Origin of the sequence: Bacillus sp. YBsi01, assembly GCF_038406745.1 — a bacterium.
Taxonomy (GTDB): domain Bacteria; phylum Bacillota; class Bacilli; order Bacillales; family Bacillaceae; genus Bacillus; species Bacillus siamensis.
This window is the reverse complement of record NZ_CP151679.1, coordinates 60,475-81,819: the sequence shown is the minus strand read 5'-3', so window position 1 is coordinate 81,819 and position 21,345 is coordinate 60,475. Positions and strand designations below refer to the sequence as shown.

At 46.8% G+C, this 21,345-nt stretch carries 17 protein-coding genes and 1 pseudogene; 6 read left to right on the top strand and 12 right to left on the bottom strand.

All coding sequences use genetic code 11. The features are described from left to right. Positions 1 to 52: 52 nt before the first annotated feature. The 3 genes from AADZ70_RS00475 to AADZ70_RS00465 all read right to left on the bottom strand — a co-directional run bounded on the left by AADZ70_RS00475 (position 53) and on the right by AADZ70_RS00465 (position 3,857). Entirely contained in the window at positions 53 to 1,450 is a 1,398-nt protein-coding gene (locus tag AADZ70_RS00475; RefSeq protein WP_188153851.1) for an amino acid permease, read from the bottom strand. 354 nt (positions 1,451 to 1,804) lie between these two features. After that, entirely contained in the window at positions 1,805 to 2,674 is an 870-nt protein-coding gene (locus tag AADZ70_RS00470; protein WP_016938392.1) for an SDR family oxidoreductase, read from the bottom strand. A gap of 79 nt (positions 2,675 to 2,753) precedes the next feature. Then, positions 2,754 to 3,857: a citrate synthase/methylcitrate synthase gene (locus tag AADZ70_RS00465; protein ID WP_342007524.1), complete on the bottom strand. Its 1,104-nt coding sequence runs from the start codon at positions 3,855 to 3,857 to the stop codon at positions 2,754 to 2,756. Between the two features lie 109 nt (positions 3,858 to 3,966). On the opposite strand from AADZ70_RS00465, the gene AADZ70_RS00460 reads away from it, so the two are divergent. Further along, a complete protein-coding gene (locus AADZ70_RS00460) occupies positions 3,967 to 4,842 on the top strand; it encodes a LysR family transcriptional regulator (RefSeq protein WP_045927075.1) in 876 nt (291 codons plus the stop codon). Between the two features lie 68 nt (positions 4,843 to 4,910). On the opposite strand, the gene AADZ70_RS00455 is transcribed toward AADZ70_RS00460, so the two are convergent. After that, a complete protein-coding gene (locus AADZ70_RS00455; protein WP_016938395.1) occupies positions 4,911 to 5,735 on the bottom strand; it encodes a C40 family peptidase in 825 nt (274 codons plus the stop codon). 460 nt (positions 5,736 to 6,195) lie between these two features. Between AADZ70_RS00455 and AADZ70_RS00450 the strand changes: the two genes are divergently transcribed. After that, complete coding sequence (locus AADZ70_RS00450) at positions 6,196 to 7,575, top strand: alkaline phosphatase (protein ID WP_342007523.1); 1,380 nt, start codon at positions 6,196 to 6,198, stop codon at positions 7,573 to 7,575. A 35-nt stretch (positions 7,576 to 7,610) separates the two neighbouring features. On the opposite strand, the gene AADZ70_RS00445 is transcribed toward AADZ70_RS00450, so the two are convergent. Continuing rightward, the gene (locus AADZ70_RS00445; protein ID WP_342007522.1) at positions 7,611 to 9,017 is read right to left on the bottom strand and encodes a SpoVR family protein; all 1,407 of its coding nucleotides are present in this window, start codon (positions 9,015 to 9,017) and stop codon (positions 7,611 to 7,613) included. Positions 9,018 to 9,047: 30 nt separating this feature from the next. Between AADZ70_RS00445 and AADZ70_RS00440 the strand changes: the two are divergent. The 3 genes and pseudogenes from AADZ70_RS00440 (at position 9,048) to AADZ70_RS00430 (ending at position 12,909) form a co-directional block, all read left to right on the top strand. Continuing rightward, positions 9,048 to 10,705: pseudogene (locus tag AADZ70_RS00440) on the top strand (mechanosensitive ion channel). Between the two features lie 133 nt (positions 10,706 to 10,838). Further along, on the top strand, positions 10,839 to 11,273 hold the full coding sequence (gene nsrR, locus AADZ70_RS00435) for a nitric oxide-sensing transcriptional repressor NsrR (RefSeq protein ID WP_016938399.1): 435 nt from the start codon (positions 10,839 to 10,841) through the stop codon (positions 11,271 to 11,273). 178 nt (positions 11,274 to 11,451) lie between these two features. Beyond that, complete coding sequence (locus tag AADZ70_RS00430) at positions 11,452 to 12,909, top strand: peptidoglycan endopeptidase (protein WP_016938400.1); 1,458 nt, start codon at positions 11,452 to 11,454, stop codon at positions 12,907 to 12,909. Between the two features lie 41 nt (positions 12,910 to 12,950). On the opposite strand, the gene AADZ70_RS00425 is transcribed toward AADZ70_RS00430, so the two are convergent. Further along, the gene (locus AADZ70_RS00425) at positions 12,951 to 13,274 is read right to left on the bottom strand and encodes a DUF3889 domain-containing protein (RefSeq protein WP_045927072.1); all 324 of its coding nucleotides are present in this window, start codon (positions 13,272 to 13,274) and stop codon (positions 12,951 to 12,953) included. Positions 13,275 to 13,464: 190 nt separating this feature from the next. Between AADZ70_RS00425 and AADZ70_RS00420 the strand changes: the two genes are divergently transcribed. Next, the gene (locus AADZ70_RS00420; protein ID WP_016938402.1) at positions 13,465 to 13,707 is read left to right on the top strand and encodes a YhdB family protein; all 243 of its coding nucleotides are present in this window, start codon (positions 13,465 to 13,467) and stop codon (positions 13,705 to 13,707) included. A 13-nt stretch (positions 13,708 to 13,720) separates the two neighbouring features. On the opposite strand, the gene AADZ70_RS00415 is transcribed toward AADZ70_RS00420, so the two are convergent. The 6 genes from AADZ70_RS00415 to glpK form a co-directional block, all read right to left on the bottom strand. Beyond that, on the bottom strand, positions 13,721 to 14,245 hold the full coding sequence (locus AADZ70_RS00415) for an NADPH-dependent FMN reductase (protein ID WP_045927071.1): 525 nt from the start codon (positions 14,243 to 14,245) through the stop codon (positions 13,721 to 13,723). Beyond that, complete coding sequence (locus AADZ70_RS00410) at positions 14,246 to 14,890, bottom strand: response regulator transcription factor (protein WP_045927070.1); 645 nt, start codon at positions 14,888 to 14,890, stop codon at positions 14,246 to 14,248. Beyond that, a complete protein-coding gene (locus AADZ70_RS00405) occupies positions 14,871 to 16,028 on the bottom strand; it encodes a GAF domain-containing sensor histidine kinase (protein WP_342007521.1) in 1,158 nt (385 codons plus the stop codon). The genes AADZ70_RS00410 and AADZ70_RS00405 overlap by 20 nt, the downstream gene beginning before the upstream one ends. A gap of 142 nt (positions 16,029 to 16,170) precedes the next feature. Next, entirely contained in the window at positions 16,171 to 17,913 is a 1,743-nt protein-coding gene (locus AADZ70_RS00400; RefSeq protein ID WP_342007520.1) for a phospho-sugar mutase, read from the bottom strand. A 132-nt stretch (positions 17,914 to 18,045) separates the two neighbouring features. Next, complete coding sequence (glpD, locus tag AADZ70_RS00395; protein WP_016938407.1) at positions 18,046 to 19,713, bottom strand: glycerol-3-phosphate dehydrogenase; 1,668 nt, start codon at positions 19,711 to 19,713, stop codon at positions 18,046 to 18,048. Positions 19,714 to 19,851: 138 nt separating this feature from the next. Further along, a complete protein-coding gene (gene glpK, locus AADZ70_RS00390; protein ID WP_099743975.1) occupies positions 19,852 to 21,342 on the bottom strand; it encodes a glycerol kinase GlpK in 1,491 nt (496 codons plus the stop codon). Positions 21,343 to 21,345: the final 3 nt, after the last annotated feature.

Sequence of the window (21,345 nt, the reverse complement as noted above, 5' to 3'; positions counted from 1 at the left end):
TCACTATTCTGAAAAACACAAAAAGAGCGGCTGATACCGCTCCTTTTGCCAATTATCCGTTTAATTTCGAATGCTTTCTCGAATATAAGAAATAAATCACCAGACCTATGATCAGCCAGATAAAGAAACGGATGATAGTGGCGGCGCCAAGGTTAATAATCAAAAACAGGCAGAACAGAATGGACAATATCGGAATAAAGGGAACTCCCGGACATTTAAAAGCTCTCGGCAGATCAGGCTGTTTCTTTCTCAGCACGATAACCGCCACGGAAATCATGACAAACGCGGCAAGCGTGCCGATGTTTACGAGCTTCGCCAGTTCATCAAGCGGGACGAGCGCTCCCAGCAATGCCGACAGAATACCGAACACCCACGTCACCACGTGCGGCGTTTTATGCTTCGGATGGACTTTTGAAAGCGCCCCCGGCACTAAACCGTCACGGGACATGGCAAACATCACCCTCGTCTGGCCGTACAGCATGACGAGCATCACCGTCGTCATTCCCAACACTGCGCCGATATCAATAATCCCGGCCACCCAATTCTGACCCGCCATCTGCAGGACGAGAGAAACGGGATGGTCAACGCCTTCAAAACCGGCAAACGGTACGACGCCCGTCATAATCGCCGATACGGTCACATACAGCACGGTGCAGACGATTAATGAAAAAATAATTCCTTTCGGCAGATCCTTCCCCGGATTTTTCGTTTCCTCTGCGGCGGAAGAGACGGCGTCAAAACCGATAAAGGAGAAGAAAACGAGCGCCGCGGCACTGAAAACACCGCCGAACCCCATCGGCATAAACGGCTGCCAGTTGTGCGGTTTGACATATACTGCCGCAACGGCGATAAACAATAAAACAACCAGAATTTTCAGAATTACCATAATATTATTGACCCGCTTCGATTCCTTAATGCCTAAGTAGAGAAGGAATGTAATCGCAAGCACAATAACAAATGCCGGAAGATTAAAGAATGTGACTGTGCCTTTAACAGAACCCGGAGCGGCCGTTAATGCGGTCGGAAGATGGATGCCGAATCCCGCCAAAAATGATTGAAAATAACCGGACCAGCCGACCGAAACCGCGCTGACGGCGAGCATATATTCCAAGATTAAATCCCATCCGATGATAAACGCGAGAAGTTCACCCAATGTCGCATAAGTAAATGTATAGACGGAACCTGAAACCGGGACGCTTGAAGCAAATTCAGCATATGACAAAGCCGCAAATAAACATGCTAAAGCGGCTATGACAAATGAAACGGTCAGCCCGGGTCCCGCCGTAACTGCCCCTGTTCCGGTTAAAACAAAAATACCCGTTCCGATGATGGCTCCTATCCCGAGAAGGGTCAGATCAAAGGCCCCCAACTCCCTTTTCAGCGACTTTTCGCCGCCCGTTGCGGCAAGCAGGTCCTGAATGCTTTTCTTTCTGAATATGCTCCCCTTCATCTGCTTCACTCCTTGTATATCAATCTCTTATGTTAGAATATTCAGATAACAATAACGATAATGACTAAATTCTTATTTTTCGCATGAAATGTTTCAGTACATCATTCCTTTCTCCTATATCATATTATAACGAAAAATAAAAAAATGAAAATAACTTTTTTGAAAATTCTATATATTAAATTTATTGTATGAACAAAACAGAACATGAATGGGAAAACGTCCCGTTATTACAGCGGGTTAACGCCTATTATCATCTTTGAATTCACGATTGACCTGACGACAGCGTTTTCTTAACATTATATAGAAATAAATAAAAATCCCGCACTTTTAAAAGTGCGGGATAAGACTTAAGGATTATGTTGAAATAAATCTGCCTCCATTTACGTGAATGGTCTGCCCTGTCATATAGGAAGATTCGTCTGAAGCCAAAAGCACGTAAGCTCCGGCGTGTTCAGCAGGCTGTCCCGGTCTTCCCATCGGGGTATCCAGACCGTGCTTTTCCACCTTTTCTTCAGTAAACGTCGCAGGGATCAAAGCGGTCCAGATCGGGCCCGGGGCCACTGCATTTACCCTGATCCCCTGATCGGCCAATGACATCGCCATCGAACGTGTAAAGGAAACGATGCCGCCTTTCGTGCACGAATAGTCAATCAATGATGTATCGCCCTGATAAGCGGTAATAGATGTTGTGTTAATAATGGCGCTCCCTCTTTTCAGATGAGGCAGCACAGCCTTTGTCATATGAAACATGGAAAACATGTTTGTACGGAAGGTCTTCTCCAGCTGTTCAGCCGTAATATCAAGAATCCCATTTTGCGGATGCTGCTCAGCGGCATTATTCACAAGAATATCAATTTTTCCGTAGTGATCTAAGACTTGCCGGACCGCCTTCTGACAATGGGCCTCATCCCCGACGTCTCCCGGAATTAACAGGCAATCAGCCTGGCATTCTTCCGCACGCTTTTTCGTTCTCTCGGCATCGGCATGTTCGTCAAGGTACAGGATGGCAAGATCCGCTCCCTCCTTCGCGTAAGCAATCGCAGCCGCTGCGCCGATGCCGCTGTCTCCGCCCGTGATGACGGCGACTTTTCCTTTTAGTCTGCCCGATCCTTTTACATCCGGGTCCTCCAAGAGCGGTTTCGGCTCCATTTCTGACTCAGTGCCGGGCTGGCGGTTTTGCACCTGCGGTTTTTGACCTTCTGTCTGTCTGTCCATCGGATTCATGTTCTCACACTCCTGCATTTGGTATTACTGAGACGATACCACGGAGTGCGGATCACTAAACGGACAAATATGCCGGTGCTTAAAGCTGCTGAGCCGTTTCGGGAAAGGCTCCGGTGTATTGCGCAGACGGCCTGAAAATCATGTTGTCAGCTGACTGTTCAAGCACGTGTGCGCACCAGCCCGCCATTCGGCTTGCCGAAAAAGTCGGCGTAAACAAAGCATTATCCACATCAATAGCCTGCATGACAGCCGCCGCGTAAAATTCTACATTTGTATACAGCTTCCGTCCCGGCTTATATTGCTCTAATAAACGGATAGCTTCCTTCTCCACATAAAGCGCCAAATCAAGCGACGGATCATTTCCGGCCACCTCTTCAGCCTTTATGCGCAATGCTTCCGCCCGCGGATCTTTTGTTTTGTATACTCTGTGCCCGAAGCCCATCAGGCGCTCTCCTCTCATAAGCTTCACTGTCAAATATGCTTCTGCGTTTTCTTTTTGTCCAATGTCTTCAAGCATTTTCGTTACACCGGAAGGCGCGCCTCCGTGCAGCGGCCCTTTCATCGTGCCCAGTGCGGAAGTGACGGCAGACACTAAGTCGGATTCAGTGGAAACGGTGACTCTCGCTGAAAAAGTCGATGCATTCATCCCGTGCTCCATCGCCAGAATCATATACGTTTCAAGCGCTTTCTTTTGAGCTTCGGACGGCTGCCTGCCGGTCAGCATGTACAAATAGTTTTCAACGTGCCCGTATCGCGCCTCAGGCGGCAGTGCTTCCTGCCCTTGTTTACGGCGGTATCTGTACGCAATAATCGTCGGTGTGACGGCAATCAGTTTAATCGCTTCTTCCGGCTTAGGCGGATATGTAAATGAATCTGTCCCCAAACCTGAAACAGCCGTTCTCAGCACCGCCATATCGTCCATATCGTCCGGAAGCGTTTCCATCAGGTCGATGAGATGTTTCGGCAGCCCGCGCTCGGCTGCAAGTTTTTCTTGAAACGCAAGCAATTGCTGCTCATCAGGAAGCGTTCCGTTTAAGATGAGATACGCCGCTTCTTCAAAACTGGATTGGAGCGCGATATCCTTCGCGTCATATCCGCGATATATCAAATGCCCCTTTTCTCCGTCAATGTGGCTGATCGCCGTTTCTGCACAAGTAATTCCTTTTAATCCATGATAAATCAATTTCATTCCCCCTTATCCTCTTTCTGTTATTATAGTAAATATAATATTTAAAAAATAATGAATATTTTTAAGGGAATTAATTAAAACTTTTAATCAGAGGAGTGCATCTATGGATTTTAAATGGCTTCACACCTTCGTCACCGCAGCAAAATATGAGAATTTCAGAAAAACGGCGGAAACACTTTTTTTATCCCAGCCGACCGTCACCGTTCATATAAAATTATTAGAGAAAGAAATCAGCTGTAAGCTGTTTCAGCGAAGCGGCCGGAAAATACAATTGACTGAGGAAGGAAAAGCATACGTTCCATTTGCCATGAGGCTTTTGGAAGACTATGAAAACAGCATGGCGGAGCTGCACAGAGTGCGTCAAGGCTACTTCCACACGCTGACGCTCGCTGTTTCGCCGCTTATCGCCGACACCGTTCTTCCGTCTGTCATGAAGCGTTACACAGAGGACAATAAAGAGACCGAAATGACGGTCACCATTTACGAATCGGAAGAAATCGCCACTCAAATCAGAAACGGCTCAGCCGATATCGGACTGAGCTGCTTAAAGGTGCAATCATCTTCCCTCACATGCCGTCCCCTGTACAATGACCCCGTTGTGCTCGTCGCGCCCCCCGGCCGAAAACCAGGATCAGGGAAAGCGGATGAAGTGAAAGACCTGCTCGGACGATATCTGCTTTTGACCCATAACCATCCTGACTATTGGGATGATTTGCTCCGTCAGGTCAGAATACAGTTCCCCTTTGTCAGAACGATGAAGGTGACACAGACGCATATTACGAAACGATTTATTAAAGAGGGGCTGGGCGTCTCATTTCTGCCGCTGTCAGCGGTACGGGCCGAACTCGCCGAAGGCAGCATGATAGAAATCCCGTGCGATTTCGCCCAGATGCCGAGCGCGGGCGCCTACGCCATCGCCCTCCATGAAAATGAAAAAAAGAAAACCTTTTTAGATTTTTTATCACATTTTCATTTTTAGGTGAAACAAATGGAGCGCTGTTCCGTCTAAATAAAAAACCCGTTCTGATGAACGGGTTTTTCTGGATGCTAGAATCTTTTCGCACCCAGGTAGCGCGGCTTCCAGTAGCTGTTATTCAGGTCACTTGTTGCGACGCCGTCAGAACCGGCATGGATGAACTTGTTGTTTCCGATGTACACACCCATGTGTGAAGGGCCGGCCTGATAGGTTGTAAAGAAGACGAAGTCGCCTTTAGACGGGCTGGACACGCTCTTCATTGAGCTCCAGTAACCCGCAGTGCTTGTTCTTCCGACACTCGTCTGTTTGTTCAGCAGGTACCAGATAAATCCGCTGCAGTCAAAGCCGGAAGTCGTTGTTCCGCCCCATACATACGGCGTGCCGATTAAAGATTGCGCATCAGAAATCAGCTTGTTTACATTCAGGCTCGTCTGTGCAATATTATGGCTGGATGAAGGCTTCTTTGATGACGAAGATCCTGAAGACGCTGAACCGGAAGTTGATCCTTTTACTTTAAGAACTTGTCCGATGCGGATCAGGTCCGTTTTTAAACCGTTTAAACTTTTCAATTGGTTTACAGTCATTTTATATTTATTCGCAATTTTCCAAAGGCTGTCGCCTTTTACGACTTTATATGTAGACGATGATGACTTGCTGCCCGAATTTGAACCTGAAGATGATTTACCATTGATCGAAAGCTTCTGGCCGATGTAAATGATATCCGATTTTAATTTATTCTCAGATTTAATGGAATTAATTGACGTTCCGTACCGGTTTGAAAGTCCCCATAATGTATCGCCTTTTTTTACCTTAATTGTTTGCGCAGATGCCGCACCCGCAAACAAAGTCGTCCCTAAAACCACTGCCGTCGTTGCTGTAACAAGTTGCTTTTTCATTTTTTCCTCCCTGAATAATTCTATCTATTTTATAAGTCTCTTTTTTAAAGTTTTTATCTGTTTCCTATTATAAGGTTCAATTTCCACTAGAAATAGACTTGACTTCCCGTGACAAATTTCTTACTAATTCGTTTTTAAAAAAAGTTTTTAAGGGTATTAAATATTTCAATTTGATTTCAAACGTGACGAAAAAAGAGTCTTTTTGTCATGTTTTTTTCCTGTGATCCTCGTGTTTTGGAAAATAAAGAAATTTATTTTCCACATTACCCCTTGTTAAAAAAACCCTCATCTTTTTTGAAATAGTGAATGATTTTCACTTTTTCTTGAAAACATAACCTTACTTGAGAATTTACATTTCTAACAATGTTTCACCTGAAATTTACAGGAGGGACAGGCGTTCTTTACAAACATTCCCTACCATTAGACATGCAGACCACGATTAAAGGAGGACGATTTGAGAATGAGTCTATTTAAACAGGTTCGGTCAAAACTTCTGCCGGCGGCAGCCGTATCCGTGCTGACAGCCGGTTTGATTGCGGGTGCGGGATTTCAGCACTCCGAACAGGCTGCGGCAAAAAAACAGCCTGACAAAAATGAGATCAGAAACGTCATCTTCATGGTCGGAGACGGAATGGGAGCGCCTTACATGAACGCCTACCGTTCGGTCATTAACAAAGGAAAGCCTTCAGACGGCATGAAACTGACGGCATTTGACCCCAATCTCACCGGCATGATGATGACTTATCCTAATGATCCTGATTCCACTATCACCGATTCCGCGGCGGCCGGCACGGCAATGGCCACCGGCGTGAAAACGTATAACGCGGCGATCGGAGTCGATAAAAAAGGAAAGCGGGTAAAATCTGTCCTCGAAGAAGCGAAACAAAAAGGCAAATCCACCGGACTTGTCGCAACTTCAGAGATTGCCCACGCCACTCCTGCGGCTTTCGGCGCGCATAACAAATCAAGAAAAAATATGGATGAAATCGCAAGCAGCTACTTTGATGACCGCATCAACGGAAAGCAGAAAGTGGATGTACTCCTCGGCGGCGGCAAATCAAACTTTATCCGTAAAGACCGCAATATAACGAAGGATTTCAAAAAAGCGGGATACAGCTACGTGACATCAAAACAGGAACTTAAAAAGGACCGCAATAAAAACGTTCTCGGCCTGTTTGCCGATGGCGGACTCGCCAAAGCAATCGACCGCTCAAACGACGTGCCTTCATTAGAAGACATGACAACAGCGGCGATCGACAGACTGAATAAGAATAAAAAAGGTTTTTTCTTAATGGTCGAAGGCAGCCAAATTGACTGGGCGGGACATGACAATGATATCGTCGGCGCAATGAGCGAAATGAAGGATTTTGAAAAAGCGTATAAAGCAGCGATCGCATTTGCCAAAAAGGACAAACATACGCTTGTCATTGCCACTGCTGATCATACGACCGGCGGATTGACGATCGGCGCGAATAACGATAAAAACTGGCATGTTGAACCGATTCTTGCCGCGAAAAAAACACCGGCATTTATGGCTGATCAAATCAAAGCGGGCAAATCCGTATCTTCCGTGCTTGCGCGTTATACCGGCCTGAAATGCTCAAAATCCGAAATCAACCAGATCGAAACTACGGCAAAGCAGGATAAGGACAAGGGCGCCTACAAAGCGATCATTAAGCTCTTTAATGCGAAAACCAACAGCGGCTGGACAACCGGCGATCATACGGGCGAAGAAGTTCCGGTTTACGCATACGGCCCGGGAAAAGAATCTTTTACAGGCCTATTAAACAACACGGATCAGGCTAAAAAGATCTTTCACATTCTGAAAAACGGCAAATAAAAAAAGGATGCGGGGTTTCCCTGCATCCTTTTTCTTTACAGATATCTCCGGTGCACTCCTTTGCCGTCATACGAGAACATCACTTCCTTATCTTCCAGAACTGATTCGATATGCACGCTCCTGCCCCACAGCTGGTACAAGTACGGCAGCACCTTCTCCAAATATTTCAGATCAAGCTCAATTCCCTCATACCAATGCTTAATATAAAGCTCATTATTCTTCAGATAATCCCCATCATTGACGGTCAGATAAGGAAACCCGCCGTTTACCCGCATGTTCACGAGCTGATCGCGCACGGCCTTCCATTCCTTGTCGATCACTTTATAGTCCCTGCCCTGCTTTTGGAATAAATACAGATCCTCTCGCAGCACGAGATCTTTCGTCAAATAATTGCGGATAAAAGAAATATCTGATTCAATTTCCCTGACCTCAAACATTTTTTCACGGCCGGAACCGGGCTTTACCCCTGTTTTTTTCATTTCTTCTGTCGGGTTGTCGTAGCGCTCTTCAATGTCTTCAAAAATTTTCAGCCCTAAATAATACGGATTGATTCCCGTTTTTGACGGCTGAACGACGCCTGCGTTCAGCTTCGCAAATTCGATGGCTTCATCTGAAGTCAAATCAAGCTCGCGGATAATCCGCTGATGCCAATAGGATGCCCAGCCTTCGTTCATGATTTTTGTTTCCAGCTGAGGCCAGAAATACAGCATTTCTTCTCTCATCATGGTTAAAATATCTCGCTGCCACGGTTCGAGCTCCCGGGAATGCTCCTCGATAAACAGCAGAATGTCTTTTTCCGGCCGGGGCGGAAACGCTTTTTTCCCTTTTTTCTTTTTCACCGGCTTCGGCTTATCCATTCCCCATAAATCATCGTAAGGCGATGGCGCAGTTTCCTTTTCGTCCTCATCTTCGTCATCAACGCTCCATTGCAGCTTCGGCCTGACGAGCGACGGATCGATATGCTCCTGAATCGCCAGAATGGCATCTAAAAAGGACTCCACCTCTTTAATTCCGTGAATTCTTTCATAATGCTTAATCCGCTCCGCCGCAGCCGCCATACTCTCGACCATGTCCCGGTTCGTATTTTGAAAGCGGCAGTTATGTTTGAAAAAATCACAATGGGCCAGTACATGGGCTACAATTAATTTATTTTGGATCAGCGAATTGCTGTCCAGCAAAAAAGCGTAGCAAGGGTTGGAATTAATGACAAGTTCATAAATTTTGCTCAAACCGAGATCATAATGGAGTTTCATCTTGTGAAATTGTTTACCGAAACTCCAGTGGCTGAATCTCGTCGGCATGCCGTACGCGCCGAATGTATAAATAATTTCAGCCGGGCAAATTTCGTATCTCATCGGGTAGAAATCAAGGCCGAATCCCTTCGCAATGTCGGTTATTTCCTCAATTGCCCGCTGTAAACCTTTTGTCTCCTCCGCGTTCAACCGAATCCCCCCTACTTGGACTTATTTATAATGTATGACCCCTCCTCTCAAAAGATGAAATAACAGGCGGGTTTCCGTCTGAAAACTTTCGGCACATCCGTCCCGTTTGCTTTATATGTAAGTGGGTAAACACACACCATACCCCATAAAAAAAGAAAAAGGAGCGATTCTACTTGAACACAGCAGACATGCTTACCACGTATCTCAGCAAACTGCCGAATCTGATCATTGCATTGCTCGTCCTGCTTATCGGCTGGGGCATTGCGAAAATCATTGAAAAAGCCGTATACAAAGGCCTGCAAAAAACAAAAATCGACGACAGGCTGTTCGCCGAAAAAAAGCCGGCGCGCTATTCCTCGGAAAAAGTCATCAGTAAAGTCATTTATTTTATCGCATTAATTATCGTTTTTATTCTATTCTTTAACATTCTGCATCTGACAACCGTGGCTTCGCCTTTTGTCAGCATGCTGTCGGCGATAACGGCGGCTGTGCCGAGCATTTTAAAAGCCGGTTTGATTCTGCTCTTGGGATGGGCGGCTGCTTCGCTTTTCAGCTATCTCGTCAAAAAAGCGGGCATGAAACTGGCTGAAAACGGCTGGATCAGAAAATGGACCATGGTTTCTGAAGAGGCGGAGATGAGCAAGTCCGTTACGGCCGCTTCACGAATCGTTTTTTATTTCGTCTTGCTCCTGTTCTTGCCGGGCGTCTTGTCCGCTCTTCAAATCAGCGGAGTATCAGGACCGTTTACACATATGATCCAAAGCGTGTTATCCTTTATACCGAAATTATTCGCCGCGGCGCTGATTGTCTTAATCGGCTGGCTTGTTGCCCGTCTCGTCCGTGATATCGTCACAAACTTTCTGGCGAGTATCGGCACGGAAAGACTTGCCGCACGTATGGGGCTTTCTATTTACCTGAAGGATACAAGCCTGTCGGCAATCATCGGAACGATTGTCTACGTGCTGATTTTTATTCCGGTGGTCATTTCTGCGCTTGACCGGCTTGATATTGCGGGCATTTCTGAACCTGCCTCAGCCATGCTGAACACGGTCTTCACAATGCTTCCTAATATCATCATCGGTATTGTGCTGATTATCGCCGGCATCTGGATCGGAAAATGGGTAAACAGTATTGTATCAGGGCTGCTGCACCGGGCCGGTTTTGACTCTCTTCTCGGAAAAATGGGCTTTGAACAGGCGGACCGTCCGAAGCTTACGCTTTCTCAAACTGTCGGCATGATTGCGCAGATCATCATCGTCCTGCTCTTTACGGCAGAAGCGCTGCAGCTGGTTCATCTTGAATTTCTCGTCGTCATTGCGACCGGGATTATCGCTTACCTGCCTAATGTTCTGGCCGCTGTATTTATTCTCGGAATCGGGCTTTTGGCCGGACAGCTTGTCAGCAGACTGCTTGTCGGCATGCTGAGCGGAAAAGAATTCAGATTCCTGGCGCCTCTTGCGAAATATACGATTATCACGCTCTCAATCTTTATGGCGCTGGATCAGCTCGGTGTCGCCGACACGATCGTAAATGCCGCATTTATTCTGATTCTTGGCGGTTTCGCGCTTGCCTTCGGACTTTCATTCGGTCTTGGCGGAAAAGAATTTGCTTCCCGTTATCTGTCTAAGTTGGACCGCAAAATTGAAAAACATCAATCGGCTGATGACCGTAAACCGCCGATGTCTTAAACGAAAAAAACGTGTGCTCAGAAGGAGCGCACGTTTTTTTTTGAGATTGATGGGCAAATTCCTTTTTTTTCATTTTGAAATCCTATATGATAAACTGTAACAGAAGCAAAATCTCTTTTTTCGAGGTCATTCTATGAAATTAACGAACTATACCGATTATTCTTTACGCGTTTTGATTTTTTTGGCTTCCAGACATTCCGAAGAACTTTCCAACATAAAAGAAATCGCCGACACATATTCCATCTCTAAAAACCACCTCATGAAAGTCATTTACCGTCTCGGACAGCTCGGGTATGTGGAAACGATCCGGGGCCGCGGAGGCGGAATCCGATTAGGAATGAAACCGGAAGACATTAACATTGGAGAAGTCGTTCGAAATACAGAAGACGACTTCAACATCGTAGAATGCTTTGACTCCCAAAAAAATCTCTGTATCATATCTCCCGCCTGCAACTTAAAGAATTTGCTGAATGAAGCCCTGCAAGCTTACCTGGCTGTTTTAGACAAATATACGTTAAGGGACCTGGTCAAAAATAAAGAGGAGATTATGAGACTGCTCAGAAGCTGAAGGAATGCCCGCATTCCTTCTTTTTTTATGCCTGCATAAGAAAAAAGAACTATTTCTACTAATATGATAAATGATTGCAGACAAGTGCCGATATAAAGATTATCATTACTGTTATCCTCACCTTGCGGCTGCAACGAATGGGGATAGTAAAATCATCGCAGGAAAAGGGAGATTCACTATGAAAAAAAAGGTAGCGGTCGGTTTGACTGCATCTGCGATCGTCGGGTCTGCGTTAGCTGTAACACCGGCAGAAGCACAAACGATTAAGGTTAAAAGCGGAGATTCATTATGGAAGCTTGCCCAAAACTACAATACAAGCGTGGATGCCATTACATCAGCCAATCATCTAAAATCCACCGTTATTTCCATCGGGCAGACGCTCACCATCCCTAACGGCAAATCAGATTCCGGCAGCAAAAAGCCATCTTCAAAGAACAGCGGCAAGACGACAAGTGTGTATACGGTGAAAAGCGGAGACTCGCTGTGGCTGATCGCGTCTGACTTTAAAATGTCCGTACAGGAACTGAAAAAACTGAACGGTCTGACAAGCGACTTAATCCGCGCAGGACAGAAGCTGCAAGTGAAGGGGAAAGTGTCCTCAAGCACCGACAAGACAAAAACCGTTCCGGGCAGCAGCTCAAACAGCAGTAAAAATCAGTCATCTTCATCTTCCGGGACATATAAAGTCAAACTCGGCGATTCGCTCTGGAAGATCGCAAACAGCGTTCATATGTCCATTGCGGAACTTAAAGTATTAAACAACTTAAAAACGGATACGATCTACGTAAACCAGGTTCTGAAAATAAAAGGAACGTCTCCTTCGGGAAACAAGCCGTCAAAAGACAATTCAAACAAAAATCAAAACCAGACGCAAACATCATCTTATACAGTAAAAAGCGGAGACTCGCTCTGGAAGATCGCAAACGCATACAATATGACGGTTCAGCAAATCAGAAGCATCAATAAACTGACGTCAGACATGCTGCGGGTCGGACAAGTGCTGAAGCTGACAAAAACGTCATCTTCCGGCTCTTCGTCTTCACCGTCATCTCCGAACCAGTCCGGAGATACAGGGAAAACCACTACATATACCGTCAAAAGCGGGGATTCTTTATGGGTGATCGCCCAAAAATTCAATGTAACCGCCCAGCAGATCCGCGAGAAAAACAATCTGAAAACAGATGTGCTTCAAATCGGACAGAAGCTGACGATTACAGGACAGCAGTCAAACACGACACCGAATCAGTCCGGCAGCACAGGCGGCACAGGTTCAACTAGCGCGAAGATTAATGTAATGATCGATGCCGCAAAAGCTCAGCTGGGTGTACCGTATGTATGGGGCGGGACAACGCCGAGAGGCTTTGACTGCAGCGGTTTTATTTATTACGTTCTTAATAAGGTCACTTCCGTATCCAGACTTTCAGCCGCAGGCTACTGGAATACGATGACATCAGTCAGCCAGCCGGCGGTCGGTGACTTTGTCTTTTTCTCAACTTATAAAGCCGGACCTTCTCACGTCGGCATTTATCTCGGAAACGGACAGTTTATTAATGCCAACGATTCGGGTGTCGTCATCTCCAGCATGAACAATTCCTATTGGAAACAGCGCTACCTCGGAGCGAAACGATTCTTCTGATACAGACAAGCTGCACAGCCGAAAAGGCTGTGCAGCTTTTTTTACAGCCTGAAAATATTAATGCTGATCACATGTTTTGTCACGGGGTGAAAATACACTTCAGCACGGGAGGAAAACGTCTCTTTTTTTGTTTGCACCGTTACGCGAAACACGTCTTTCGTCTGTTCGCGGTTTACTTTCGTACGGCCCATGTACGAATAATCGGTAAGCGCAGCACCCTTGTATTCACGTTCCAGCTGGTTCCATGCGAGCTGCTCCCATTTTCCGACTGATGGATCGAGGTGTTCTGTATGCCCTTTTTCAGCGATTGAGGCAATGAGAATGCCACAAAACAAGAGGGCGAGCGCAAATGGAAGGAATTTCATCTTTATGTTCTCCTGAGTCGTTTTTGTCAATCTTAGCGTGTCCAAAGAAGAGACGGATATGCGTTTTTATTTTATGTCTCCCTCATATTGCTATGCCCAATTTATACGGACACCAACTTTTCCCCCGTTGCATCCGGGCTTCGGCGGCATAAACTAACGGAGAACTTCTCATTGAAAGGGGAAGCGTAAGATGGATCATGCCGATTATGATAAAGCCTTATATTACACACACAGGTCTCAATGGGACAATTTATTAATTTTGATGGTGCGTACGAAAGATGATTTGTTATCAAAGCGTATTGAACATTTTCTGCATGCATATCATTTTGAACTTGATTATGCGGTGCTTGAAAAAGAGCTGTATTCCCTTCTCAGGTATATTGATCATGCGGCAGAGCTCGCGTATGAAGATCAATTAGCCATGCTGACATAAAACAATCCCGGCGTCAGGCGCCGGGATTTCCCGTGTTTGTAAACATATTCAGCTCTTCCATCATGTCTTTCAGGCTGACCGCCATATCCTCAGATACGGTCCGGCGCTCCATGTCGATGTGAATCGGGTCTAAGACCAGCTGTTTCGGGATGACATTTGCATAGACGCCCCTCATCACAGTCCGCATATTCGCCAGCGCGTTCATGCCGCCTTTTCCTCCGCCCGCCGCTGCAATGATAGCCACCGGTTTATATCTCCAGCAGTCACTGCTTAAAAAATCAATGGCGTTTTTTAAAGCGCCGCTCATGCCGCTGTGATACTCGGGAGATAATAAGACGACGGCAGACGACTTTTTCACTTGCCGCCTTAACTCTTGCACTGAGGGCAGATCGTTCTGTTCTTCTTCACCGTTATAAAGCGGCAGTTCACTTTTGCTTAAATCAATAAAATCGGTTTGAAACCGGTCTCTGATATACGAAGCGGCAATTCTTGTCCGCCCGTTTTTTCTCGGCGTGCCGCTGATCACTAATATGCTCATTTAGTTTACCGCCTTTCCGGAAACATTGTATTTTACGGCATACAATGCCGCTTGTGTCCTGTCTGAAAGATTCAGCTTTGACAGCAGATTGGACACATGGGTCTTCACTGTTTTTTCAGAAATAAACAGAGCTGCGGCAATTTCCTTATTGCTTTTCCCTTTGGCTATTTCTTGAAGAACATCTTTTTCACGGGGAGTCAGCTGATAATATTTTTCCTTATCCTGATCCTCCTGAACCATATGTGTCAGCACATGAGGCACAATATCCGCTGAAAGCCGGTACCGTCCGGAATACACTTCCCTGAGTGTTTTCACTAAATCATCGGGCTGGGCGTCTTTCAGCTGATACGCTTTGGCTCCGGCTTTAAGGGCGGGAATGACATGCTGCGGGTCGGAATAGCTCGTCAAAACGACGATACTGATTTCCGGAAATCGTTCAGCCGCGATTTTTGCCGCTTCAATGCCATCCATATCAGGCATTGATAAATCCATTAGAACGATGTCAGGCTTCGTTAGTTCAGCTTGCTGAAGCGCTTCAGCACCGGTAGACGCCTCACCGACAACTTCAATATCTTCCTGAGTGGCGAAGAAAAAGCGCAATCCTTTGCGGACAACGTGATGATCATCAGCGATCACAATTTTCATCAATCAGACCTCCTATCCCGTAAAATGGAAGCCGAACGGAGACAATCGTACCGGCGCCAAGCTCAGAGTGCAATGCAAACCGGCCTCCGATTGCTTCGGCGCGCGCTTTCATACCCGCAATGCCAAGTGACGGCAGCCCCGCATGCGCATCAGCGCTGAAGCCCGCTCCATAGTCGATAATGCGAAGCTCAGCATGTTCCGGCTTTTTAACGGCAGAAATGATAACCCGGTCCGTTCCCGCATGCTTTTTACAGTTATTCAAGGCTTCTTGAGCGATCCGCCAAAGCGCGTGTTCCTGTTCATCCGTAAGCTTCAGTTTATCTTCCATGTCACAGACGGCTTCCAGGCCGATGAGAGCGGCATAGCTTTTGATCGACGCATACAGCCCTTTCGTTAAACTTTCCGGTCTCAGCTGCCAAATAAGCGTCCTCATTTCTGTCAACGCATCCTGCGACAGCTCTTGGATGAACGTAATCATCTGCCGGAGCCGTTCATCATCTGTAAAGCTTTTAGCGGCTTTTGCCGTTAAGCTGACGGAAAACAGCATCTGATTGACGGAATCATGCAGCTCTTGCGCCAGTCTGCTCCGTTCCATCAGCAGGGCGTTCTGCTGTGCAAATTCGGCCAGTTTCATCCGCTGGATCGCCGTTCCGATTTGAAAGGCAACCCCTTCAAGAAGATGCAGTTCTTCTTCGCTGAAAAACGTCTTTTCGCCTGCAGCGACGTTTAATAAACCGAATTTCCGGCCGCCGTCTTCAAGCGGAACGGTCGCATGATGGGTAATGCCTTCGGTGTCGCTGCAGTCCGTCGTCTGTTCCGCAAATTCAATCCGTTTACAATTCATAATGTTTACAGCCTTGGTCAATCCGCCATTGCTGAATTTGGTCAGACAATAGCAGTCCCCGCTGCACATTAATGCGTTTTCCCGCTGACCGAGAGCCGGCGGTAAATAAGCGGATGCGGCAAGCGTATAGGACCCGTCCGGATCAATCAGAAAAATCCACCCTGTCTGCAGCCCGGTCAAGCTGAGCAGCTCGCGCAGGACTTTATCAAGCGCTTCCTTCATATCGTGGCTTTGGTTTAAGGTTTCCGCAATCGCTTTTAAGGTTTTTAAGGTTTCTACCGTCGTTTTCGTCAAACTCCCTCACTCCGGCCATTCAGAATTATCCATATTATATCAATTCTAATCTGTATTTGCCTTTGCTTCAGCATGATTTTACCTCATACTTTCGGATGAGGCGTAAAAAAACCGCCGGATATCGCTTCCGGCGGTTTTTTGTTTATTTCGTTTTTTCCACTATGGCATCCACCGTTTTCATGACGGCTTCAGATAATGCGGCAAGACGCTGTTCACTGTCTTGTAAAGAAGTTCCCTTCACTGCGAAATAGAACTTGACTTTCGGCTCCGTTCCGGATGGGCGGAGGCAGAACCAAGAGCCGTCTTCAAGGAAATATTTCAGGACATTTGACTTCGGCAGATCAATATCTTCTTCACGATGATCGGCAAATACAGTCCGTTTTCCCGTTGAATAGTCTTCAGCCTGCGTGATTTGTTTTCCGGCCATCTGCTTCGGCGGATCGTTTCGGAATGACGTCAGGATAGCGGAAATCTGCTCTGCTCCCTGTTTTCCTTTTAACGTCAGTGACTTCAAGCCTTCACGGTAATAACCGTATTCTTTAAAAATGGACAGCAGCGCGTCATAAAGCGACATGCCCTGCTTTTTATAAAAGGCGCATACTTCGACGGCTAACAGCGCAGCCTGGATTGCATCTTTATCACGCGCAAAATCGCCGATTAAGTAGCCGTAGCTTTCTTCATATCCGAACTGGAACGTGTATTGTCCGGTTTTTTCATATTCTTTGATCTTTTCACCGATAAATTTGAAGCCCGTCAGCGTATCAACCGTGTCTAAACCGAATGATGAAGCGACGGCGCGGCCCAATTCACTCGTAACAATCGTTTTCATGACGACGCCGTTCTCAGGAAGGACGCCTTGTTTTTTCTTTTCAGAAAGCAGGTAGTGCAATAAAAGCGCGCCTGTCTGGTTCCCCGTCAGCACCGTATACTTGCCTTCACTGTTTTTTGCGGCAATGCCGAGACGGTCGGCATCCGGGTCCGTAGCGACGAGAATATCGGCGTTTTGTTCTTCTCCCAGCTTAATGGCATATTCGAATGCCGCGTGCTCTTCAGGGTTTGGCGATTTGACCGTTGAAAAATCCGGATCCGGAAGCTCCTGTTCCTTTACGACAGCGACGTTTTTGTAACCGAGCGCGTCGAGGCCGCGGCGTACCGGTTTATTCGCCGTGCCGTGCAGCGGAGTGAACACCACGCTCACGTCGACTTCTTCCGAAAGCTCGGGATGGACGGAGATGGAAGTCAGTTTTTCAGTATAGGGTGTATCAATTTCTTCGCCGATGATCTTAATTAAACCTTTTTCCTTCAGCGCCTGTTCATCTTCAACTTGAATTGTTAATTCATTTTCAATCGCATTCACTTCTGCAATGACGATGTCCGCTTCTTTCGGCGGCAGCTGTGCCCCGTCATCGCCGTACACTTTATATCCGTTATATTCAGGCGGGTTATGGCTGGCCGTCACGACGATACCCGCATAAGCGTTCAGTTCTCTCACCGCAAAAGACAGCTCAGGCGTCGGGCGGAGCTCATCAAATACGTATGTTTGAATGCCTTGGGAAGCAAGGGTTTTGGCTGCTTCCATCGCAAACTCAGGAGATTTATGACGGGAGTCGTACGCGATCGCAACGCCTCTTTTTTTCGCTTCTTCTCCTTGTTTTGCGATATACGCAGCAAGCCCGGCGGATGCTTTGCGGACCGTGTAAATGTTCATTCTGTTTGTGCCCGGCCCGATTTCTCCTCTCATGCCTCCTGTTCCGAACTCAAGATTTTTGTAGAAAAAGTCTTCCAGCAGCTGCTCGTTTCCTTCTGCGTCCACCAATAATTTTTTCAATTCTGAATCTAATTGTTCGGCCTGATTCCAGCGTTCGTAACTCTTACTCCAACTCATGTTCGTCCTCCTATAATTTCAGCTTATGACCATATTTTAATATGAAGCGGCTGTCCGTGTCACTTGATAACTTAACACAGTGCTTTATGTAAAAAGAAGGGCTCATGCCTTTTCGGCACAGCCCTCCGGTTATTATTGTTCGAGCGGAACAACCGCATCGTGCAGCAGCGTGTTTAACCACTCGGTATGTTTCGCTTTCGTTTCGTCATCCCATTGGAACCGGTCGCTCATGTAATCAATCACAGCCGTTTTATACGTCTGCACCCATTTGATGTCGAAGAACAGTCTGCCCGTTCTGCGGACGAAGAAATCAGCAGGTGTCGCAGCCATCTCTTCTTCAATGCTGTAAGCCGCTTCCGCCAGAATGTGAACCGGAATCTGGCGTTTTGCCGCTTCATCTTTCAAGCCTTCAATCCGGCTGAATACATTTTCGACGTTAGAGCCGTATCTGATGGCTAACTGTTTAGCTGTTTCCTGTGATAAACCGATTTTCAATCCGTCTTTTGTCTTTGCTTCCACAAATGACTCGAAGTTTTTAGAGCCGCCGACATGTCCTCCGGAAATCGGCATCGTCTTCGTCTTACAGCCGCCGAAGTCCTGGCCGCCCTCTTCTTTTAAGCGGTCGCGGACAAGATCGACAATGTGCTCAGCCATTTTACGGTAGCCCGTCAGTTTTCCTCCGGCGATTGTGATCAAGCCAGATTGAGATGTCCAGATTTCATCTTTACGGGAGATCTCAGACGGGTCTTTTCCTTCTTCGTGAATGAGCGGTCTGAGGCCGGCCCAGCTTGATTCAATATCGTCCGCCGTAATATTCAGTTCCGGGAACATATAATTGATGGAGCTGACGACATAATCACGATCCTGCACCGTCATGCGCGGATGCTCAAGCTTTTGTTTATAAACCGTGTCTGTCGTGCCCACGTATGTTTTTCCTTCACGCGGAATGGCGAACACCATACGTCCGTCCGGCGTGTCAAAGTACACAGCCTGTTTAAGCGGGAATACGGATTGGTCGAATACGAGATGAACCCCTTTTGTATGCTGGAGATGTTTTCCGCTTTTACTGTGGTCTTTTTCTCTCAGCTCGTCGACCCAAGGACCTGTCGCATTGACGATTTTTTTGGCGTACACTTTGTATTCCTTGCCTGACAGCAGATCTTCAATTAAAACGCCGACGACTTTTCCTTTTTCATAAAGCAGCTCTTTCACTTTAGAATAGTTGACAGGCTCCGCGCCGAATTTAACGGCTTCTTTCATGACTTCAATCGTCAGTCTCGCGTCGTCCGTCCGGTACTCTACATAGTAGCCTCCGCCTTTTAAGCCGTCTTTTTTGACGAGCGGTTCTTTTTGCAGCGTTTCTTTTGCAGACAGCATGCTTCTGCGCTCTGATTTTTTTACCCCTGCTAAATAGTCATATACACGCAGACCGATGGAAGTAGAGAATGAACCGAATGTGCCTCCTTTATGGAACGGAAGCAGCATCCATTCCGGCGTCGTGACGTGCGGGCCGTTTTCGTATACAATGGCACGTTCTTTACCGACTTCAGCCACCATTTTGACTTCGAATTGCTTCAGATAACGCAAACCGCCGTGGACAAGCTTTGTGGATCGGCTTGATGTGCCGGCCGCGAAATCCTGCATTTCGCTCAAAGCGACTTTCATTCCCCTTGAAGCAGCGTCAAGCGCCGTACCGGCACCCGTAATGCCTCCGCCTATGATAAACAGATCGTATGTTTTTTTAGTCATGTCTTCCAGCATATGATCCCGTTCCAAACTCGAAAATTGGTGATTCATCATTACGTTTCCTCCTTGTTGTCACGGTATAGAAAAAGAGACCACAACAGCCAAAGCGCATGTTATCACTTTGGTGCTGTGGTCTCTCCTCATCTCAGGACCGTTCCTATTAACTTGTTTTCAGTATATCATAATTTTATCTTATTTAAAAGCCATAGCTGCATTTACTGCTTTTTTCCATCCGCCGTACAATTCATCGCGTTTTTCATCTTCCATTTCCGGTTTGAATTGCTTATCCAGATTCCACTGATCGGCGATTTCAGTGCTGTCTTTCCAGTAGCCGACAGCGATTCCGGCCAAATACGCGGCACCGAGCGCCGTCGTTTCATTAATTTCCGGACGTTCGACCGGCACATCAAGCAAGTCGCTTTGGAACTGCATAAGGAAATTATTTTTAACCGCTCCGCCGTCTACACGCAAAGTTTTTAAAGAGATGCCTGAATCAGCTTCCATGGCATCAAGTACATCTTTCGCCTGATAAGCGAGAGATTCAAGCGTGGCCCGGATAAAATGCTCCTTCGTCGTTCCGCGTGTCAGGCCGAAAACTGAGCCGCGCACGTCACTGTCCCAGTACGGTGTGCCCAATCCGACGAAAGCGGGCACGACATAAACACCGTCAGCGGAATCCACACGCTCTGCGTATGTCTCGCTTTCTTTCGAATCATGGAACATCCGCATGCCGTCTCTCAGCCATTGGATGGCAGAACCTGCGACAAAGATGCTTCCTTCCAGCGCATACTCGACTTTTCCGTCTAATCCCCAGGCGATCGTCGTCAGAAGGCCGTGCTCTGAAGTAATGGCTTTTTCTCCGGTATTCATGAGCATAAAGCAGCCTGTGCCGTATGTGTTTTTCCCCATGCCTTCTTCAAAGCACGCCTGACCGAACAGCGCTGACTGCTGGTCTCCGGCCGCACCCGCAATCGGAATATTTTTGCCGAAGAAATGATAATCAACCGTTTTCGCGTACACATGAGAAGACGGTTTCACTTCCGGCAGCATTGATTTCGGCACGCCTAAAATGTCAAGCAGCTCGTCATCCCATTTTAATTCATGGATATTAAACATCAGCGTTCTTGAAGCGTTGGAATAATCCGTTACGTGCGCCGCGCCTCCGGACATTTTCCAGATGAGCCATGAATCAATCGTTCCGAAAAGCAGATTTCCGTTTTCCGCTTTTTCCCGCGCGCCTTCTACATTGTCAAGAATCCATTTGACTTTCGTTCCTGAGAAATACGGGTCGATCAGAAGTCCCGTTTTTTCTCTGAATGTATCATTATATCCTTTTTCACGAAGCTCTTCGCAAATGCCGGATGTTTGTCTCGATTGCCACACAATCGCATTGTATACCGGCTTTCCGGTATCTTTATCCCATACGACCGTCGTTTCCCTTTGGTTCGTGATGCCGATGCCGGAAATTTGCTCCGCGCTGATTCCGGACTCTGAGATCACAGTCGCGATAACGGCGAGCACCGATCCCCAGATTTCGTTCGCATTATGCTCCACCCAGCCCGGCTGAGGGAAGTGCTGTGTGAATTCCTTTTGAGCGGAATGCACGATTTTTCCTTCTTTATTAAAAAGAATCGCTCTTGAACTTGTTGTGCCTTGGTCAATTGATAAAATATAGGTCTCCATGAT

Excerpts from the sequence above, each read along its gene's own strand:
- AADZ70_RS00475 (WP_188153851.1), bottom strand. The coding sequence starts at position 1,450 with ATGAAGGGGAGCATATTCAGAAAGAAAAGCATTCAGGACCTGCTTGCC.
- AADZ70_RS00470 (WP_016938392.1), bottom strand. The coding sequence starts at position 2,674 with ATGAATCCGATGGACAGACAGACAGAAGGTCAAAAACCGCAGGTGCAA.
- AADZ70_RS00460 (WP_045927075.1), top strand. The coding sequence starts at position 3,967 with ATGGATTTTAAATGGCTTCACACCTTCGTCACCGCAGCAAAATATGAG.
- AADZ70_RS00455 (WP_016938395.1), bottom strand. The coding sequence starts at position 5,735 with ATGAAAAAGCAACTTGTTACAGCAACGACGGCAGTGGTTTTAGGGACG.
- AADZ70_RS00450 (WP_342007523.1), top strand. The coding sequence starts at position 6,196 with ATGAGTCTATTTAAACAGGTTCGGTCAAAACTTCTGCCGGCGGCAGCC.
- nsrR (WP_016938399.1), top strand. The coding sequence starts at position 10,839 with ATGAAATTAACGAACTATACCGATTATTCTTTACGCGTTTTGATTTTT.
- AADZ70_RS00430 (WP_016938400.1), top strand. The coding sequence starts at position 11,452 with ATGAAAAAAAAGGTAGCGGTCGGTTTGACTGCATCTGCGATCGTCGGG.
- AADZ70_RS00425 (WP_045927072.1), bottom strand. The coding sequence starts at position 13,274 with ATGAAATTCCTTCCATTTGCGCTCGCCCTCTTGTTTTGTGGCATTCTC.
- AADZ70_RS00420 (WP_016938402.1), top strand. The coding sequence starts at position 13,465 with ATGGATCATGCCGATTATGATAAAGCCTTATATTACACACACAGGTCT.
- AADZ70_RS00415 (WP_045927071.1), bottom strand. The coding sequence starts at position 14,245 with ATGAGCATATTAGTGATCAGCGGCACGCCGAGAAAAAACGGGCGGACA.
- AADZ70_RS00410 (WP_045927070.1), bottom strand. The coding sequence starts at position 14,890 with ATGAAAATTGTGATCGCTGATGATCATCACGTTGTCCGCAAAGGATTG.
- AADZ70_RS00400 (WP_342007520.1), bottom strand. The coding sequence starts at position 17,913 with ATGAGTTGGAGTAAGAGTTACGAACGCTGGAATCAGGCCGAACAATTA.
- glpD (WP_016938407.1), bottom strand. The coding sequence starts at position 19,713 with ATGATGAATCACCAATTTTCGAGTTTGGAACGGGATCATATGCTGGAA.
- glpK (WP_099743975.1), bottom strand. The coding sequence starts at position 21,342 with ATGGAGACCTATATTTTATCAATTGACCAAGGCACAACAAGTTCAAGA.